General features: G+C 43.9%; 16 protein-coding genes. 11 read left to right on the top strand and 5 right to left on the bottom strand.

The window, feature by feature from the left end; all coding sequences use genetic code 11:
* The first annotated feature begins 1 nt into the window (after position 1).
* On the top strand, positions 2 to 1,120 hold the full coding sequence (locus tag MFP28_RS08270) for a citrate synthase (RefSeq protein ID WP_002907011.1): 1,119 nt from the start codon (positions 2 to 4) through the stop codon (positions 1,118 to 1,120).
* Positions 1,107 to 2,318: an NADP-dependent isocitrate dehydrogenase gene (gene icd, locus MFP28_RS08265; RefSeq protein ID WP_002907010.1), complete on the top strand. Its 1,212-nt coding sequence runs from the start codon at positions 1,107 to 1,109 to the stop codon at positions 2,316 to 2,318. Before MFP28_RS08270 ends, icd begins: the two co-directional genes overlap by 14 nt.
* 31 nt (positions 2,319 to 2,349) lie before the next feature.
* Here icd and MFP28_RS08260 read toward each other — a convergent pair whose 3' ends face one another.
* A complete protein-coding gene (locus MFP28_RS08260) occupies positions 2,350 to 2,748 on the bottom strand; it encodes a hypothetical protein (RefSeq protein WP_002907009.1) in 399 nt (132 codons plus the stop codon).
* A 356-nt stretch (positions 2,749 to 3,104) separates the two neighbouring features.
* Between MFP28_RS08260 and MFP28_RS08255 the strand changes: the two genes are divergently transcribed.
* From MFP28_RS08255 to MFP28_RS08245, 3 genes are all read left to right on the top strand, one after another.
* Positions 3,105 to 4,676 carry a DEAD/DEAH box helicase gene (locus MFP28_RS08255; protein ID WP_002907007.1) on the top strand — a complete coding sequence of 524 codons (1,572 nt, stop codon included), beginning with the start codon at positions 3,105 to 3,107 and terminating at the stop codon, positions 4,674 to 4,676.
* Between the two features lie 385 nt (positions 4,677 to 5,061).
* The gene (locus MFP28_RS08250; protein WP_002900848.1) at positions 5,062 to 5,808 is read left to right on the top strand and encodes a DeoR/GlpR family DNA-binding transcription regulator; all 747 of its coding nucleotides are present in this window, start codon (positions 5,062 to 5,064) and stop codon (positions 5,806 to 5,808) included.
* A 183-nt stretch (positions 5,809 to 5,991) separates the two neighbouring features.
* Positions 5,992 to 6,525, top strand: coding sequence for an isoprenylcysteine carboxyl methyltransferase family protein (locus MFP28_RS08245; RefSeq protein WP_002907006.1), 534 nt, complete (start codon positions 5,992 to 5,994; stop codon positions 6,523 to 6,525).
* Between the two features lie 45 nt (positions 6,526 to 6,570).
* Here the strand turns inward: MFP28_RS08245 and MFP28_RS08240 are convergent, their stop codons facing one another.
* The 4 genes from MFP28_RS08240 to MFP28_RS08225 form a co-directional block, all read right to left on the bottom strand.
* On the bottom strand, positions 6,571 to 7,437 hold the full coding sequence (locus tag MFP28_RS08240) for a DapH/DapD/GlmU-related protein (RefSeq protein WP_002907005.1): 867 nt from the start codon (positions 7,435 to 7,437) through the stop codon (positions 6,571 to 6,573).
* A complete protein-coding gene (locus MFP28_RS08235) occupies positions 7,430 to 7,693 on the bottom strand; it encodes a GIY-YIG nuclease family protein (RefSeq protein WP_002907004.1) in 264 nt (87 codons plus the stop codon). The genes MFP28_RS08240 and MFP28_RS08235 overlap by 8 nt, the downstream gene beginning before the upstream one ends.
* Positions 7,683 to 8,429: a tRNA1(Val) (adenine(37)-N6)-methyltransferase gene (locus MFP28_RS08230; RefSeq protein WP_002907003.1), complete on the bottom strand. Its 747-nt coding sequence runs from the start codon at positions 8,427 to 8,429 to the stop codon at positions 7,683 to 7,685. The genes MFP28_RS08235 and MFP28_RS08230 overlap by 11 nt, the downstream gene beginning before the upstream one ends.
* Before the next feature lie 127 nt (positions 8,430 to 8,556).
* The gene (locus MFP28_RS08225; protein ID WP_002907002.1) at positions 8,557 to 10,896 is read right to left on the bottom strand and encodes a cation-translocating P-type ATPase; all 2,340 of its coding nucleotides are present in this window, start codon (positions 10,894 to 10,896) and stop codon (positions 8,557 to 8,559) included.
* Positions 10,897 to 11,053: 157 nt separating this feature from the next.
* Here MFP28_RS08225 and MFP28_RS08220 point away from each other — a divergent pair, with 157 nt between their 5' ends.
* The 6 genes from MFP28_RS08220 (at position 11,054) to holA (ending at position 17,975) form a co-directional block, all read left to right on the top strand.
* Entirely contained in the window at positions 11,054 to 11,794 is a 741-nt protein-coding gene (locus MFP28_RS08220) for a lysophospholipid acyltransferase family protein (protein WP_002907001.1), read from the top strand.
* Positions 11,795 to 11,866: 72 nt separating this feature from the next.
* Positions 11,867 to 12,415 (top strand): HXXEE domain-containing protein, encoded by a 549-nt coding sequence (locus MFP28_RS08215; protein WP_002907000.1) that lies wholly within the window; start codon positions 11,867 to 11,869, stop codon positions 12,413 to 12,415.
* 148 nt (positions 12,416 to 12,563) lie between these two features.
* Positions 12,564 to 13,244: a helix-hairpin-helix domain-containing protein gene (locus MFP28_RS08210; RefSeq protein WP_032916008.1), complete on the top strand. Its 681-nt coding sequence runs from the start codon at positions 12,564 to 12,566 to the stop codon at positions 13,242 to 13,244.
* The gene (locus MFP28_RS08205; RefSeq protein WP_002906998.1) at positions 13,228 to 15,468 is read left to right on the top strand and encodes a DNA internalization-related competence protein ComEC/Rec2; all 2,241 of its coding nucleotides are present in this window, start codon (positions 13,228 to 13,230) and stop codon (positions 15,466 to 15,468) included. The genes MFP28_RS08210 and MFP28_RS08205 overlap by 17 nt, the downstream gene beginning before the upstream one ends.
* Positions 15,469 to 15,592: 124 nt before the next feature.
* Positions 15,593 to 16,678, top strand: coding sequence for a DUF805 domain-containing protein (locus MFP28_RS08200; RefSeq protein ID WP_002906997.1), 1,086 nt, complete (start codon positions 15,593 to 15,595; stop codon positions 16,676 to 16,678).
* A 250-nt stretch (positions 16,679 to 16,928) separates the two neighbouring features.
* On the top strand, positions 16,929 to 17,975 hold the full coding sequence (holA, locus tag MFP28_RS08195; RefSeq protein ID WP_002906996.1) for a DNA polymerase III subunit delta: 1,047 nt from the start codon (positions 16,929 to 16,931) through the stop codon (positions 17,973 to 17,975).
* Positions 17,976 to 18,017: the final 42 nt, after the last annotated feature.

The following is an 18,017-nucleotide window of genomic DNA, read 5'->3' as shown; positions in this document are numbered from 1 at the left end:
CATGAGTCAGACGGACGGTTTGAAAGATACCATTGCCTGTGATACTAGGATTAGCCAGATTGTGGATGATTCTTTGTCTTATGCAGGCTACAATATTTCTGAATTGGTAGAGCACCATGCCAGTTTTGAAGAGGTGATTTATCTGCTGTGGCATTTGCATTTACCGACTCAGATTGAGCTTAAGCATTTTGAGGAAGATCTGCGAGCTAATTATGCTATTAGCGATGCGGTGGAGCAGTGCATCCTTATCCAGTCCCGCAAGCATCTTCATCCCATGAGTGTCTTGCGCTCAACGGTCAGTCTTTTGGGTGTTTATAATGTCCACGCAGAGGAAGCTTCTTTGGAAGCGACCTATGAGCAGAGCATCCAGCTTATGGCAAAGATGCCGACTATTATTGCGGCTTTTGCCAGGCTGAGGTCGGGTCAGACTCCGATAGAGCCGCGGGAGGATTTAGGTTTTGCGGCTAATTTCCTTTATATGCTCAAGGGAGAAGAAGCTAGTGAGCTTGAAGTCAAAGCCTTTAACTGTGCCTTGGTGCTCCATGCCGACCATGAGCTCAATGCTTCAACCTTTGCGGCTCGAGTCTGCGCCTCAACCTTGACTGATATTTATTCCTGCGTGACAGCAGCCGTTGGAGCGCTCAAGGGCTCGCTTCATGGCGGTGCTAATGAATGTGTCTTTGATATGCTGAAAGAGATCAGAGAGGAAGGGGATTGTCAGGCCTACCTAGACCGCAAGCTGGCCTCTCACGAGAAGATTATGGGCTTTGGTCATCGAGTTTACAAGACCCAAGATCCGCGTGAAAAATACCTGCGTCAAATGGCCAAGGACTTGACGCAGGGGACTAAGGATGAGGTCTGGTATCAACTTTCAGAGGAAATTGAAGCCTATATGAAGCATACCAAGCATCTGATACCGAATGTCGATTTTTATTCGGCTACGGTTTACCATGTGCTGGGCATTGACAGCAGTATCTACACCCTGATTTTTGCCATGAGTCGGGTGGCTGGCTGGATTGCCCATATTCAGGAACAGCGTAAGAATAATAAGCTGATTCGGCCGCGTTCTAACTATACTGGTGCTCAAGGTTTGGAGTATCTTCCCATTGGAAGGAGATAAAATGGCAGATAAGATTTTGTTTGAGAAAGGGCGATTGCAGATACCGGATGCTCCTATTATTCCTTACATCCAAGGTGACGGGATTGGGGGTGATATCTGGAAAAATGCCCAGTTGGTCTTTGATAAGGCAGTGGAAAAGGCTTATGGTGGCCGGAGAAAGGTTGTTTGGAAGGAAGTTTTGGCTGGAAAAAAAGCAGCAGACCTGACGGGTGACTGGCTGCCGGATGAAACGCTGGCAACGATTAAGAGCCATCTAGTGGCTATTAAGGGCCCGCTAGAAACCCCAGTCGGAGAAGGGATTCGTTCCTTGAATGTGGCCTTGAGACAGGAATTGGATCTTTACGCCTGCCTGCGGTCAGTTCGTTATTTCAAGGGAGTTCCCAGTCCGCTCAAGCACCCAGAGAAGACTGACATCACAATTTTTCGGGAAAATACAGAAGACATCTATGCAGGGATCGAGTGGGAGAGTGGAACGGCTGAAGTCCAAAAAGTTATTGATTTCCTGCAGAAGGATATGCAGGTTGACAAGATTCGCTTCCCAGAAAGCTCTGCTATTGGAATCAAGCCTATCTCTAAGCAGGGAAGTGGGCGGCTGATACGGGCGGCTATTGACCATGCTCTAGCCAAAGGACTGAGGCGTGTCACTCTGGTTCACAAGGGCAATATCCAGAAATTTACAGAGGGCGGTTTTCGGAAATGGGGCTATGAGCTAGCTCAAAGAGAATATGCAGATGAGTTGGCTTCTGGAAAACTAGTCATTCAGGATGTGATTGCAGATAATTTTCTGCAGCAGATTCTGCTCTATCCAGAGAAATTTGATGTTGTTGCCTTGACCAATCTAAATGGTGACTATGCCAGCGATGCCTTGGCTGCTCAGGTGGGCGGGATTGGTATTGCGCCAGGGGCCAATATCAATTACGAGACTGGTCATGCTATTTTTGAAGCAACTCATGGGACTGCGCCAGATATAGCAGGTCAAAACAGGGCTAACCCTTGTTCTCTTCTCTTATCAGGGGCCATGCTCTTTGATTACATTGGTTGGCCGGCGGTCTCTCATCTCCTGACTAAGGCTATTGAGAAGGCTCTCTTTGAGCAAAAAGTGACAGGGGATTTTGCTAGTCAGCTGGAAGGAGTAGCGGTTCTGACCACTAGTCAATTTGTTGAGGAGCTGGTAGCTAATATAGAAAAGTGCTTATAGTGAAGAAAAAAGCGATGAGGAAACTGCCTATCTAGACGGTCTCTTCATCACTTTTTTGTCTTTTTCGATATTCTAGTCCCCAGCCGATGATCCAGCAGAAAACTAGCAGATAATTTTCGATCCAGCCCAGTAGATTGGCTTGATTAGCCTTTTCCAGATAGCCTAGCAGATGGTTGGTACCAAAGCCCAGCCCACCCAGAATCAGTGCTAGCAGGGTCATCCGTAGATAAAACCAATCATACTTCATATTGGCAGCAATGACTAAAGGTAGAATAGCCAGATTCCAGAAACCAATTTCCCGCTGCCAGTAGGGAGCTAGGCCGTAGATGGATTCATTACCCAAGAGCCGGGGCTGGAAAATCTGGATTATAGCCGCGCCCAGCATAGCTAAGATCAATAAAATGAAAGTCACTCGTAAAAATTTATTCATACCTGTCTCCTTTCTTCTTTGTAGATTATAATGTTTTTGAAAATGATTTTCAAGTTTTCATTTTTACAAAAGAATCTCTAATAAAATATTTTACAGCCAAGTCCTATCTTTTTAACCTTATTTATGGTATACTGGATAGGTTGCAAAACTTACAGTTTTTCTATTCAGTGGGAACTAGCGACCGAGTCGGCGCTTTTTTAGTGCCTGGACTTGAGAGACCATATTTATGAAGAGAAGAGCGAATACTCTCAGAAAATCGAGATTTAGCAAGCGACACGTGGTTGTTATGTTTCGATAGTTGAGTATCAAAAGCCTTATAAGGTGGCTTCGCACCGCCTTTAGAAAGAAGAAGAACATTGAAGTTTAATGAATTACATTTATCTGCTGAATTACTAGCAGAGATTGAAAAAGCTGGCTTTGTAGAAGCAAGCCCTATTCAAGAGCAGACGATTCCACTTGCTATGGCAGGTAAGGATGTCATTGGTCAGGCCCAGACAGGGACAGGAAAGACGGCAGCCTTTGGCTTCCCAACTCTGGAGAAGATTGATACAGATAATCCTGCTGTGCAGGCTTTGATTATCGCTCCGACCCGTGAATTGGCTGTGCAGAGTCAGGAAGAGCTTTTCCGTTTTGGCCGCAGCAAGGGGGTCAAGGTGCGTTCTGTCTACGGTGGCTCCAGCATCGAAAAGCAAATCAAGGCCCTCAAATCTGGTGCTCATATCGTCGTAGGAACACCTGGCCGTCTCTTGGACTTGATCAAACGCAAGGCGCTTAAGCTGAATCGGATTGAAACTTTGATTTTGGACGAAGCGGATGAAATGCTTAACATGGGCTTTTTGGAAGACATTGAGTCGATCATTTCCCGTGTGCCAGAAGAACGTCAGACTTTGCTCTTTTCAGCGACCATGCCGGATGCTATCAAGCGTATCGGTGTTAAGTTCATGAAGGAGCCTGAGCATGTCAAGATTGCTGCTAAAGAGCTGACAACGGAGCTGGTAGACCAGTATTATATCCGTGTCAAAGAAAATGAAAAATTTGATACCATGACCCGCCTGATGGATGTGGAGCAGCCAGAGCTGTCTATCGTCTTTGGGCGGACCAAGCGCCGGGTCGATGAGCTGACTCGCGGTCTGAAAATCCGTGGTTTCCGAGCAGAGGGTATCCATGGTGACTTGGATCAAGGCAAGCGCCTCCGCGTCCTCCGCGACTTTAAAAACGGCAACCTGGATGTCTTGGTGGCGACAGATGTGGCTGCGCGTGGATTGGACATTTCTGGTGTGACACATGTCTACAACTATGATATTCCGCAGGATCCAGAAAGCTATGTTCACCGGATTGGTCGAACTGGTCGAGCTGGTAAGTCAGGTCAGTCTATTACTTTCGTAGCGCCAAATGAAATGGGCTATTTGCAGATTATCGAAAATCTGACTAAGAAGCGCATGAAAGGCCTCAAGCCTGCGACTGCAGAGGAAGCTTTCCAAGCTAAGAAAAAAGTTGCTCTTAAGAAGATTGAACGCGATTTTGCGGATGAAAGCATCCGTTCTAACTTTGAGAAATTTGGCAAGGATGCCCGCAAGCTAGCAGCAGAATTCAGTCCGGAAGAGCTGGCTATGTATATCCTCAGCTTGACGGTGCAGGATCCAGATGCTCTTCCTGAAGTAGAAATTGCCCGTGAAAAACCATTGCCATTTAAACCGTCTGGCGGTGGCTTTGGCGGAAAAGGCAAGGGCAGTCGTGGCGGAAACAGCAACCGTCGCAGCAATGACAATCGCCGTGACCGAGGTGGCCGTCGTGACCAATTTAAGAAAGGTCGCAAAGACGAGCGTTTTGATAAAGATAATCGCTACCGCAAGGACCACAAGAAGCCACGCAATACTTCTAGCGAAAAGAAAACCGGCTTTGTAATCCGTAACAAGGGTGATAAATAAAGCGGGGTGTTAACTGGAGTTGACGACAATTTTAGCGACGAGAGAGAATGCAAGTTCTCTCTTTTCGTTTGTTCAATAAATCTTCTTATTCTCAGTCCTGCAGAAATATAAGTATGAGCCAATGTAGTTTCCTTAATCATGCTGATTGAAGCAGTCCTGTTTATCAAAGTAAATTATAGCCTCCTTATTTCTGCTTTGAACTGTTTCTGGTGTTTTTGCTATAGAACAGGATTCAAAGTATTTCAACTAATTTCGACATCAAAATTCAACATATTAGCTATTTAAAATAAAAAAATTCACAAATCTTTGTTTATATGCTGGAACTGTTGTATAATAAGGTGAAGGTGAGTCTGTAAGAAATTCAGGAGTAAAAGGAGAATGTAAAATGAAAGAAAGTAGACATAGAATCATTCTGCAAGAACTGGATCAAACAGGTGTGGTTGCTGTTAAAAACCTCAAGGAAATGCTGGGTGTCACGGATATGACCATCCGTCGGGATTTGATTGATTTGGAGAAGCAGGGCATGCTGACCCGTGTTCATGGTGGAGCCCATAAGAAGGTCAAGAATGCTCTCAACGAGATTTCTCACTCAGAAAAGCAAATGCTGAATGTTGAGGAGAAGAAGCAGATTGCCCGTAAATGTGCGGATTTGATTGTTGACGGGGATACGGTCTTTATTGGGTCAGGCACCACAACGGATTTTATAGGAGACTATTTGGATGGCAAAAATATCAGCATCGTCACCAATTCGCTACCAATTTTTGAAAAGTTAAAAGAAAGAGCCAATTTAGATTTAATTCTGATTGGCGGACGCTATCGGGCTAAGACTCAAACCTTTGTCGGTCAGTTTGCCAATAATCTTTTGAAAGAAATCAAGGTTTCTAAGGCCTTTATTGGGGCGAATGGTATTGACGGTCATAATGTTACGACCAGCAATGAAGAGGAAGGCAACGGCGACGCGATTATCCTTAACAATGCCATCAGCAAATACATTGTAGCCGATAACAGCAAGTTTGACAGCTATTCTTTCTATTCTTTTTACCGGCTGGACAACCTCAGTGCAGTTGTGACGGACGACAATATCGCTCCGAAAGTCAAGGAAAAATACAGCACCTATATTGAAATTTTGTGATGTCTGACCGGTGAGAGAAACTTGCTTCAAATAAATATTTTATAGAGGTTGTGACTGGGATTTTGTCTAGAAATTCTAGTCGCAGCTTTTTTATATCTTTATCTCATTTTGTAAACAACAGTCTTGACTTTGCTGCAGAATTCCTTATATAATAAAATGTATTATTAAATTTTAGGAGGTCTTATGACAATCAATATAGTGATTTTTGTGTCTGTGTCGCTTTTTCGTTTGGTGTTTTTGAGGAAATCCTCTCAGAATGAGCAGGATATTCTGGCCAAGGGAGGCATGGAGTACGGGGTGAAAAACTCAAATATCATGAAGTACCTGCACATGCTTTTTTATGCGGTTTGCTTTCTGGAATTGCTGCTGAAGAAGCCAGCTTTTGACTTTGTGAGCCTACTGGGAGCTGTCTTGTTACTCTTTTCTATGTTTATGCTCTACCTTGTTGCCAAGCTCTTGGGACCAGTTTGGACCATCAAGCTTATGCTGGTTAAGGATCATAAGTTTGTTGACCACTGGCTCTTTCGCAATGTCAAACACCCTAATTATTTCCTGAATGTTGTACCAGAATTGGTGGGCTTGGCCCTGCTCAGTCATGCCTACTTTGCTCTTTTCATCCTCTTCCCGCTCTACTGTATCACCCTCTATGTCCGTATCAAAGAAGAAGAGCAGTTACTCAAGGAAGTTATCATTCCAAATGGAATTGCTGGTGAATAAAGTTAATAAAATACATATCGACTGCAAAAGAAAAGTCTAGGATCTTTATGTCCTAGACTTTTCTTTCAATAATTTTCGTATTTCATTAGCCATTTGTTGGGGTTGGTCCGATTCGAAAAGTAAAGTATTTGCTTCAGGCTGGTGGGCAGTTTGACGGAAAGCTAAAACTGGCTTCCCCTTGCTGATAGCCCTTTGGACAATCTGGTCTACCTCTCCCCAGTGATTGATATCCAAGTAAATATCCGCCCTATCGAGCAAGTCTTCAATAAAGTCATCCTGGTGGATATTGGTGTAGAGGTTGATATTGGGATAGTCATTAAAGCTGGCTAAGTAAGGAGAAATATTGGTCTTAGCAGCTATGTGAAATTCTAATTCTGGCAGATTTTCTGCTAAATAGGCCAGTTGTTCCAAAGTATCAGAAGCCGTTAGCGTGAAGGCATGGAAATTGCCCTGTGGACGCTCCTTGATGATAAGCTCTTCCTTGCTCATAGCGATAGAGTTGCTGGGAATATCCTGGAAAATCAAGCTGTTGGCTCCAATGATGACATTATCACCAATGGTCACACCTTTGAGGATCACAGTATTGGCCCCAATCCAGCAGTTAGCTCCGATCTTGACTGGCGCAACAGTAAAATCAATCTTCTCAATGTGATAATTAGAATACTGATGATTATGGTCAAAAATGCGGACCCCATCGCCAAACATGGTGTCCTTGCCGATTTCGATAGAGTGCTGACAGCGGACAGTGCAATGGTCATTGAAGAAAACCCGGGTTCCTAGCTTGAGTTGTGCGCCACTTGCTACATTGAGGCTGGTAAAAGATTGGAAGATGACATCTTGACCGATATCGAGCTGGCTGTCTGGGGAAATTTCGATATGATGAAAGTCGCCTTTAAACTGGATTTCAGGCATTTTGAGTCCTTTCTTTGATGTAAGCCAGTTTGGCTTGTCTAGTTTTCTTTTTAAAGAGGGCTTCAGCCGACATGGCAGCCGGCTTATTAGGGTGTTCCTCTTGGTAAAGTAAGGTAACTGGCAGGCGAGCACGGGTGTACTTGGCTCCTTTGCCAGCTTGATGTTTTTTGAGTCGGGCTTGGACATTCGTTGTGTAGCCGGTATAGAGGGAGCCGTCTCTGCATTCAAGTACGTACATATAGGCTTTATTTTCCATAGTAAATCTCGTGAATCTCCGGAGTGTAGCTGCCGTCCTGATTGTGAATAAAGAGAGGGGGCAGGATTTTTAGACCGTCGCGGGAACCATCTTTAATAGCTTCGATAAGCAGCATATTGGCCTCTTTACCCAGCTTTGGATAGACAAACTGGATGCGCTTGGGAGCCAGGTTGTGGGCTTGCATGGTATCTAAAATATCTAAAAAGCGTTCTGGTCGATGAACCATGGCCAACCGACCATTAGATTTGAGGACTCGTTGGGCAATCTTGCAAATCTCTTCCAGATTTGTTGAGATTTCATGGCGGGCTAAAAGGTAGTGCTGGCTTTCATTGAGATTGGATTGCTTGTCAACCTTGAAATATGGAGGATTGCAGAGAATCATATCAACCCTGCTGCCAGTGATATAGCGTCCTAGGTTTTTCAGATCGTCCTGAATAACCTGCATTTGCTGAGTCAAATCATTGAGCTCAATGGAGCGCTCGGCCATGTCTGCTAGACGTTCCTGGATCTCGACTGCCATAATCTGAGCCTTGGTGCGAGTGCTGGCAAAAAGTCCAACGGCGCCATTTCCAGCACAGAGATCGACAATCAACCCCCGCTGGGGCAGCTTGGGAAAGCGGGAAAGCAGCACGCTGTCTACCGAATAGCTGAAGACCTCACTATTTTGAATAATCTTGACATCCGTCGAAAAGAGCTGGTTGACGCGTTCTCCGTCTTTTAGTTTTGCTTCGTTCATAAGTCAATTATAGCATGATTTAGCATGGATTCCAAAGGGATATGGGAAGTTTTTGCACAATTAAAAAACATGCGAGAACCCTCGCATGTTTCCATGAGCTTAAATGACAATCTTTTTTAGCTAGCTCTTAATCAAATCTGTATTTCTGCTTGATGGTGCAGGCAACAAAGACAAATCCAAAAACGACCATGAGAATCAGATAGACTGGTAAAGTTGCGGCTGTCAGCGTTGCAATTTCCAAAAGGTGCTGCAGGACAAAGGCTGATAAATAGAAGCCAAAGACAGAGAAGATAATGAGCAGGCTGCGCCAGAGGTTGAGTGGCAGGCAGGCCCGAATGACTGACAAGAAGCTGATGCTGCCTAGCAAGTAGTAGGTCAGGGTGGACATTTCTATGTCGCTCCAGCCATGGCTGCTGCCCCAGATGCGAACAAATAGCACGCTGAAGACAATCATGAGGGAACTTGGCAGAGCTAGCTGCAGGGAGCGTTTGAGGAAGTGCTTTTCAACCGGCTTAATATTGCGCTCAAAGGTGAGGACAAAGGGTGGGAAACCTTCGACAAACTGGTCAATCAAGGTGATCTGAATTGGGATGAATGGGAAAATCAAGAGGTATTCAGGTTTTCCGAGCAGGATACTGGCGATACAGATGATAGCTAGGATAAAGGAATAGATGGTCTTGATGAAGAAAATCGGAGCAATCCGGCCGATATTGTTAACGACTCGGCGACCTTCAAAAAGAATCTCAGGGACATCGTTAAAGTCGGAGTTAAGAAGGACCAAGTTGGCAATTTGCCGAGTTGCGGGGTCGCCCTCGGCCATGACGATGGAGCAGTCTGCTTCACGCAAGGCCAAGATATCATTAACCCCATCTCCGGTCATGGCTGTTGTCCGACCAGCGGCCTTAAGAGTCTGGATGAGCAGCTTCTTTTGATGGGGAGAAACACGGCCGAAGATAGCTGTTTCTTCGGCCTGCTCAACCAGTTCTTGGTCGCTGATTTTAGAGCAGTCGATGTAGCTGTCGTAGTTGGCAAATCCAGCCTGGCTTGCGATATGAGAAACGGTCACAGGATTGTCACCAGAGATGATTTTCAGATCAACATCCTGAGAGCGTAGGTAGTCCAGTGTCTCGGCCGCTCCCTCACGAATAGGGTCAGTGATTTCCAGAACAGCCAGAGCAGTCATATCTTCAGGCAATTGGATACTGTGTTTGTCTAGCACTTGGTCGCTGTGAGCCAGTACCAAAACCCGAGATCCGCGTTTTTGAGCCTCTCCAACCGCTGCAGGATTGCTGTCCAGTAGCATTTCGGGAGCTCCCAGAAAGATAGTTCCGACACTTGATAAATGCATAGCGCCCCATTTTCGGTCACTAGAAAATGGGATGACATTGTCGCTAGTATAGGTGTGCTCTAAATGGCCGTAGCCCTTGCGGATAGCCTGAGCTGTTGGGTTATTATCCTCGCTGGTTTGGAAGTAGGCTGCTAAGATTTGACTGACGGTCTCATCAGAAAACTTATCTGAAAGGCTATGTAAGGCTTCAACAGTCATCTTACCTTGGGTAATTGTCCCGGTCTTGTCCAGGCAGAGAGTATCCACCCGAGCCAGAGTTTCAACAGAATACATTTCCTGAACAAGAACCTTGCGCATACCTAGCTTGATGACAGCTGTCAGAAGTGACGTGACTGTCAGCAGGGCGATTCCCTTAGGTAGCATACCCAAAAGGGCTGTCGAGCTGGTAATGACAGAGTTTTTGACAGGCAGTCCCTTTATCATTAGGGCTTCAAAGAAGAGAGCCAATCCGAAAGGAATGATGATTTTTCCAGTAAAGCGGGAAATTTTCGCAAGATTGTATAGAATGCGCGAGTTGATAGGCTTGAGTGTTTTAGCCTCAGTCATGAGCTTGTTGGCATAGTTGTCCGCGCCGACATGGTGTACCTCAGCATAAATCTGCCCACTAGCCAGAAAGCTACCAGACAGCAGCTCAGCGCCTTCTTCCTTGAGAACCAAGTCGCTCTCCCCTGTCAGCATGGCTTCATTGGCCTCGGCAACCCCCTCTACCACACGGGCATCACTGGGAATTTGCTCACCAGCTGACAGCTTGATCAGATCGCCCAGTACAATTTCTTCTGGCTGAATCTTGACTTCCTGGCCTTCGCGGATGACTGTGACCAGCTCTCGGCTGACCAGATTGAGCTTGTCAATCATGCGTTTGGCTCGCAGTTCCGTAATAATACCAGTGACGGCGTTAAAGCTGATTACTGCGAAGAAGACTAGATTGCTCCAGGCTTGGACAGAGACCAAGGCTACAGCAATAACAAAGTTAAGGGCATTAAAAAGGGTGAAAACATTCCGCTTAACGATTTGCCAGTTACTAGTACTGGTGTCACTTGTAAAATCGTTGGTCAAGCCCTGCGAAATTTTTTCATCTACTTGGGTTTGGTTTAAACCGATTAATTCTTTCTTGTTCATGAGATTAATGATACCATTTTTTTATGGAAATGGCTATCAGAATCAGCTGTTACAGCCAAAGTTTGGAAAAATATTGCAGACTATAAGGGTATAGGGTATAATGGGAAAGGATGTAATAAATTTCAAGTACAATCACAGTTTGAAATAAGGAGAGTTTATGTTTTATACTTATTTGCGAGGTTTAGTGATTTTTATCCTGTGGACCTTAAACGGCAATGCACATTACCACAATAAAGAAAAGATTCCTTCAAAAGATGAAAATTATATCTTAGTTGCCCCTCACCGAACATGGTGGGATCCAGTTTACATGGCTTTTGCGACCAAGCCCAAGCAGTTCATTTTCATGGCCAAGAAACAACTCTTTGAAAATCGGGTGTTCGGCTGGTGGATTCGCATGTGTGGTGCTTTTCCTATCGACCGGGAAAATCCTGGTTCGTCAGCTATCAAGTACCCTGTTAATATGCTGAAAAAGAGCAATCGTTCTCTGATTATGTTCCCAAGCGGCAGCCGCCATTCTACGGATGTCAAGGGAGGAGTGGCAGTGATTGCTAAGATGGCTAAGGTCCGTATCATGCCAGTAGTCTATGCTGGTCCCATGAGCCTTAAAGGCTTGGCAGCTGGGGAGCGCGTGGATATGAATTTTGGTAATCCCATTGATATTTCAGACATTAAGAAGATGAATGATGAGGGAGTTGAGGAAGTAGCTCGCCGTATTCATGCGGAGTTTGATCGTCTAGATGCTGAAGTGGCTCCTTATCAGACACAAAAGAAAGGCAATATCTTCTTACGGATTCTACGTGCCTTTGTCTTTATTCCTGCTATTTTGATTGGAATTTTGACCATCATTTTCAGCTTTTTTGCTAGCTTTGTCTGGGATCCGGATAAGCACAGAAAATAAGATACTAATCAGCTTCCTGATCAATCTTGCTTGGGAGCTGATTTTTGTATGTGAGTGAGTTATAATGTAGGTATGTTTTATAAGGAGGACACTATGTCTCTTGCTTTTTTGTCTTTTGTAACCTTATCGCTTTTCATACTGCACGAGTTTGATGAGATTATCCTGGTTCGGCCTTGGATTTCTCAGAATCAAGACCATCAAGGCTATCAAAAGGAGATGTTCATTGCCAGAAGAGGAAGTTATCTTTCTGCTGAAAGCATTGCTCTAATGATTGCGGAGGAATTTCTACTGGCTTTTATCCTTTTGTTGCTTGCGATTCTATTTCGCATTCCTGAGCTGGCTTTGGCTATTGGCTTCTGTCATACCCTCCATCTGCTGGGCCATATCATGCAAGTGTTTCGCTTTCGTCGCTGGGTACCGGGCGGCTTCACAGCTTTGACGACTTTTCCTATACTCATCTTAGTCTTTGTCCTTTATCTGAGTCAGCAGTCGATTTCTTGGTCGCTACTTCTGATTCTAAGCGTGTTAGTGATGGCTTTTCTTTTGGCAAATCTGGCCTTTTTACATGGCAGAGCTCAAAAGATAGAAGCTTGGATATACAGGGTAAGCAAAGCAGACTGATATTGCAGCTTCTATTTTTGTCAATGGCCTTTCTATCTATACGACTTCTTGCAAAATAAAGATTTTAAAATATGACAAGCTGAAAATATTCTCGGCTTGTTTTATTTTTTTGCAATCTTTTACGAATAAAAAGACAAAGGAGAAAAATATGCTTGAAGAAATCATTGAAAAGCTGAAAGAATACAAACTCTTTGTCGGTCTGGCAGTAGTTGGTACTGTGCTAGGTGGCTTTTTCCTCATCAAAGGAAATCACCAGCCGCGAAATCAGGTGGCCGCCTTGAGTCAAGAGGTAACTTCCTCATCCAGCTCAGCTGATGAAGAGAGTGAAAAAGTTCTTTCTAAGGCCAAGGCGGATGAAGAGGAGAGTGAGCAAGTCACTGTGGATATTAAAGGCGCAGTTAAGAATCCTGGTGTCTATGAGCTGAGAGCGGGAGCGAGAGTCCATGAAGCCATCCAAAAAGCTGGCGGATTGACAGCAGACGCCGAGGCTAAGTCCATTAATCAGGCACAAAAATTAACAGATGAAGCAGTAATCTATGTGGCAAAGATTGGTGAAGAAGGAGCCGATGTCACACAGACCGGCCAGTATCAAGCAGGAGCTTCTGATTCTGCTGGTGCCAGTGGTGGAAAGTCGGACAAGGTCAATCTAAATACGGCGACAGAGACTGAACTGCAGACTATTTCAGGCATCGGGCAGAAGCGGGCTTCAGACATCATTGCCTACCGCGAAAGCAATGGCCGCTTCAAGTCAGTAGATGATCTGAAAAAGGTGTCAGGTATTGGAGATAAGACCTTAGAAAAGCTGAAAGAATATGTCACAGTGGATTAAAAAGCTACCCCTCCCCCCTATCTATCTAGCTTTCATCCTTGTATGGGCCTATTTTGCAGTCTACTCTGGCAGTTCCTTGGCTTATTTTGGGTTGGGGGTACTTCTACTTCGTCTCTTTTTCAGCTATCCTCTCAAAAAAAGTCTAGCTGCCTTGGCATTCCTGTCCCTTTTTGTCCTCTTTTTCTTGCTTCGTCGGGAAATGGCAGAGCAGGCCTTTAGGCAGGAACCTCCTTCAGCTAGCTTGGTTCAAGTTTTGCCGGATACGATCAAAGTCAATGGAGATTCCCTATCCTTTCGAGGGCGAACGGACGGTCGGCTTTATCAGGTCTTCTACAAGATCAAATCAGCCAGTGAAAAGGAAGATTTTCAGCAACTGACAGATTTGGTCGTCCTTGATGTTGAAGCAGAGTTTGAACACGCCCAGCAGCAACGAAATTTTTCGGGCTTTGACTATCAGGCTTATTTAAAGAGTCAGGGGATTTACCGTACCTTAAAAATCAATAAGATTCAGTCACTAAGACCATTTTCCAGCTTAAATCCACTGGATTGGCTGTCTGTTTGGCGGAGAAAAGCGCTGGTCTATATTCGAAGTAATTTTCCCAGCCCGATGAGTCATTATATGACTGGACTCTTGTTTGGTGACTTGGATACGGAGTTTGCGGAAATGAGCAATCTGTATTCTAGCTTGGGTATCATCCACTTGTTTGCCTTGTCTGGTATGCAGGTAGGTTTCTTTTTGGATGGTTTTCGCAGGATTCTTCTACGTTTGGGGATGAAGAGGGAGACAGTAAACGCCTTGCAGCTACCTTTTTCATTTATCTACGCTGGACTGACAGGCTTTTCTGTTTCTGTCGTCAGAAGCTTAGTTCAGAAGTTGTTGGCCCAGCAAGGACTGACCAGATTAGATAACTTTGCTCTGACACTGATGGTTCTCTTTATCATCATGCCCAATTTTCTTCTGACAGCAGGCGGTGTCTTGTCCTGCGCCTATGCCTTTTTGATTTCTATGATGGATTTTGAAAAGTTACCGCCGATTCGTAAGCTTTTAGCGGAAAGTCTGACTATTTCATTGGGGATTTTGCCTATACTAATCTACTATTTTTCTGAATTTCAGCCTTGGTCTGTGATTTTAACTTTTCTATTTTCACTATTCTTTGACCTGCTGATGCTACCGGGGTTAACCCTCATTTTTATTTTGTCACCACTTGTAAAAATTTCTCAGGCCAATTTTTTCTTTGAGTTACTCGAAGATGTGATTCGTTGGGTAGCTGATTTTACTCCGCGTCCTTTGATTTTTGGGAAGCCCAACCTCTGGTTACTGTTTGCTCTGCTTTTGGTTTTGGCTTTAATCTATGACTTTCGGAGAAAGAAAAGCTGGCTTTTATCTTTTAGTTTGCTTACTCTTCTCTTATTTTTTCTAACAAGGCATCCGCTGCAAAACGAGATCACAGTAGTGGATATTGGTCAGGGAGATAGCATTTTTCTCAGGGACTGGCGAGGCAGGACGGTTTTGATTGATGTAGGAGGACGAGTCGAGATAGGAAAGAAAGAGGCTTGGCAGGAGCGACAGACTTCATCCAATGCAGAAAAGACCTTAATTCCCTATCTCAAAAGTCGTGGCGTTGCTAGTCTGGATGTATTGGTCCTGACTCATACCGATACCGATCACATGGGAGATATGCTGGAGGTAGCTAAGCATTTTTCCATCAAGGAAATCTATGTTTCTAAAGGAAGTCTGACTCAGCTTGATTTTGTTCAAAAACTGGAGCAGATAGAAACTTCTGTCCATGTCGTAGAAGTAGGAGATGAGATTCCGGTGTTTGACTCAGTTTTGCAGGTTCTCTATCCTAGCGGAACAGGAGACGGTGGAAATGATGATTCAATTGTACTCTACGGGGAGTTCTTTCAGACAAAATTTTTGTTTACAGGTGATTTGGAAAGGCAGGGAGAAATTGAACTGCTGCAGCGATTCCCTCAGCTGAAAGCAGATGTCTTAAAAGCAGGACACCATGGCTCCAAAGGCTCTTCCAGTCCAGAGTTTTTAGAGCAAATTCAGCCGAAACTGGCCTTGATATCAGCTGGCCAGAATAATCGTTATCGACATCCGCATCAGGAAACTTTGCAAAGATTTAAGAAGTTTAATACAGCCATCTATCGAACTGACCAGCAGGGGGCCATTCGTTTGATTGGTTGGAATTCCTGGAGGATTGAAACGGTTCGTTGATAGCTGCGTTAAAGATGCCAACTGATACTTTGTAGACTGCTTAGCTTCAGTTAGGAAGTCATATTGATTTATTTATGCATTTGTGATAAGATAATGGGTATAAAAAATTATAGAGGAGAATTTTATGTTTGCTGCATATAAAAAATTCTGGACACACTATGCTGATTTTTCAAGCCGGTCTAGCCGGTCAGACTATTGGTGGGTAGTTTTATGCCATGTTATTGTTACTGCACCGCTATTTATCATTTTTTGGGCATCTGCTTTTGGAAGTATTCTTTCAGCAGCAGTTCAAGACTCAACTTATGGATATGAATCAGATCCATCAGCAATCTTGGCTGGAGCAGGATTCGCTGTAATCTTTATTTTCATCTTAATTCTCTATGCTCTGGCAACTTTTGTACCTAATTTAGCTATCATTGTCCGTCGTTTACGTGATGCTGGTTATCATTGGGCATTTCTTTTCTTGTATGTTGGTCCTTTTTTACTATCATTTATTCCAGTTCTAAATATTATTGCAGGAATAGTATCTCTTCCATGTAGTATTGCTTTGATTGTTTTGCTTTGTCAAGGATCTAAGCCTGAAATGGTTGGAAATTCATATGGTCAGCAAAACTTCCAAGGACAACAGTTTGGACAACAGCCATACAATCAAGGTTTGAACTATGAAAAACAACCACAACAAGGTGGTTTCCAAGGACAACAGTTTGGTCAGTCACAACAACCTGTTCAAAATCAACCATTTGGTCAACAACCGCAACAAGGTGGTTTCCAAGGTCAGCAATTTGGTCAACAACCACAGCAACCTGTCCAAAACCAATCATTTGGTCAACAACCGCAACAACCTGTTCAAAATCAACCATTTGGCCAACAGCCACAACAAGGTGGTTTCCAAGGACAACAGTTTGGTCAACAACCACAGCAACCAGTCCAAAACCAACCATTTGGCCAACAGCCACAGCAAGGTGGCTTCCAAGATCAGCAGTTTGGTCAACAGCCACAACAACCTGTTTCTGATCAAAGTCAAGCGGGGGAGCAAGCAGAACCAGTTCAAAATCCATTTACTGCTGAAACACCTGAGCAGTCAACACCTCAGGATTTTGGAACTCAAGCACCTGTTCAAGACAATCCTTTTGTTTCACCTATCCAAGAGGAGCAACCTTCTACACCAGTTGAAAACAGTGTAGAGGATGCAAGTGAAAACCAAGAATAAACAAAGAAAGAGTTGGAATTTTTCCAGCTCTTTTTCTTTGTCGCTCGCAGAAAAGTTTTAACAGAACGAGGCATTGATTGCTTTTCATAACAAAGAAAAATGAAGCCACTAACAGTTTATATTTATATAGCGGATATACTCAAAAATTAGATTTTGTTTGCAGAGAAAATAGCAGACTTTCCGACTCTTTTTTGTTACAATCAATACATGAAAAAAATTGACAAGAAATATAAAGCAGGGGAGACTTTCTGTGTTAGCTATTGAGGAAATTAAAAAAATCACGCCAAGCAACCTTCCTGCTTTGACAATTGTGGCGGGAGATGACTTGGGTCAGTTTGAGTTGTTGAAGGAGCAGTTTCTCCGCCAGATTCAGTTTCAACCGGGCGATTTGAATACTGCTATTTTCGATATGAAAGAAGCAAACTATCAGGATGTGGAGTTGGACTTGGTCAGTCTGCCTTTTTTTACGGATGAAAAAATCGTGATTTTGGACCATTTTGCTGATTTGACAACAGCCAAGAAGCGCTATCTGACTGATGAAGAACTCAAATCTTTCGAAAATTATCTGGAAAATCCAGCAGATACGACTCGTCTGGTTATCTTTGCAGAAGGCAAACTGGATAGCAAGCGCCGTCTGGTCAAACTGCTGAAACGAGATGGGAAAATTTTTGAGGCTGCAGAACTTAAGGAAGCAGATCTGCGGGCTTATTTCAGCAAGGAAGCGCAGGCAGAAGGTTTACAATTTGCTCCGGCGGCTTTCGATCAGTTGCTGCTGAAATCAGGTTTTCAGTTCAGTGAAGTCAGTAAAAATTTAGCCTTTCTGAAAGGATATAAAGAGTCTGGTCAGATTAGTTTAGAAGACATTGCCGAGGCCATTCCCAAGACTCTTCAGGACAATATTTTTGACCTGACCCAGCTGATTTTGCAGCAGAAGATTGATGAAGCCAGAAGTTTGGTACGAGATTTGACTCTTCAAGGTGAGGATGAAATCAAGCTTATTGCCATTATGCTGGGGCAGTTTCGTATCTTTACGCAGGTTAAGGTTTTAGCGGAAAATGGCAGAGCTGAGAGCCAAATTGTGTCTGATTTGTCCGACTATCTAGGTCGCAAGGTCAATCCTTATCAAGTCAAGTTCGCCTTAAAAGATGCTCGTTCGCTGAGTTTGTCCTTTCTTAAAAAGACCATGGCCTGCCTGATTGAAACTGATTATCAGATTAAGTCGGGGCTTTATGATAAAGATTACCTATTTGATTTGGCTCTGCTCAAGATTGCGACGGGTGAGCTACAAGCAAAATAGTTGAAAAATTCTAATGATTGCGTTATCATTTTTATAATCATA

This window comes from Streptococcus sanguinis (assembly GCF_050234405.1).
In the GTDB taxonomy this organism is placed as follows: Bacteria; Bacillota; Bacilli; order Lactobacillales; family Streptococcaceae; genus Streptococcus; species Streptococcus sanguinis_W.
Note: the sequence above shows the minus strand (reverse complement) of the source record. Positions and strands in the feature narration are given on the sequence as shown.

Bases quoted from the DNA above. Each gene is read 5' to 3' on its own strand.
- MFP28_RS08230 (WP_002907003.1), bottom strand. From the start codon at position 8,429: ATGAACGAAGCAAAACTAAAAGACGGAGAACGCGTCAACCAGCTCTTT.
- MFP28_RS08200 (WP_002906997.1), top strand. From the start codon at position 15,593: ATGTTTGCTGCATATAAAAAATTCTGGACACACTATGCTGATTTTTCA.
- MFP28_RS08270 (WP_002907011.1), top strand. From the start codon at position 2: ATGAGTCAGACGGACGGTTTGAAAGATACCATTGCCTGTGATACTAGG.
- MFP28_RS08210 (WP_032916008.1), top strand. From the start codon at position 12,564: ATGCTTGAAGAAATCATTGAAAAGCTGAAAGAATACAAACTCTTTGTC.
- MFP28_RS08235 (WP_002907004.1), bottom strand. From the start codon at position 7,693: ATGGAAAATAAAGCCTATATGTACGTACTTGAATGCAGAGACGGCTCC.
- MFP28_RS08250 (WP_002900848.1), top strand. From the start codon at position 5,062: ATGAAAGAAAGTAGACATAGAATCATTCTGCAAGAACTGGATCAAACA.
- MFP28_RS08240 (WP_002907005.1), bottom strand. From the start codon at position 7,437: ATGCCTGAAATCCAGTTTAAAGGCGACTTTCATCATATCGAAATTTCC.
- MFP28_RS08245 (WP_002907006.1), top strand. From the start codon at position 5,992: ATGACAATCAATATAGTGATTTTTGTGTCTGTGTCGCTTTTTCGTTTG.
- MFP28_RS08205 (WP_002906998.1), top strand. From the start codon at position 13,228: ATGTCACAGTGGATTAAAAAGCTACCCCTCCCCCCTATCTATCTAGCT.
- MFP28_RS08225 (WP_002907002.1), bottom strand. From the start codon at position 10,896: ATGAACAAGAAAGAATTAATCGGTTTAAACCAAACCCAAGTAGATGAA.
- MFP28_RS08220 (WP_002907001.1), top strand. From the start codon at position 11,054: ATGTTTTATACTTATTTGCGAGGTTTAGTGATTTTTATCCTGTGGACC.
- MFP28_RS08260 (WP_002907009.1), bottom strand. From the start codon at position 2,748: ATGAATAAATTTTTACGAGTGACTTTCATTTTATTGATCTTAGCTATG.
- MFP28_RS08215 (WP_002907000.1), top strand. From the start codon at position 11,867: ATGTTTTATAAGGAGGACACTATGTCTCTTGCTTTTTTGTCTTTTGTA.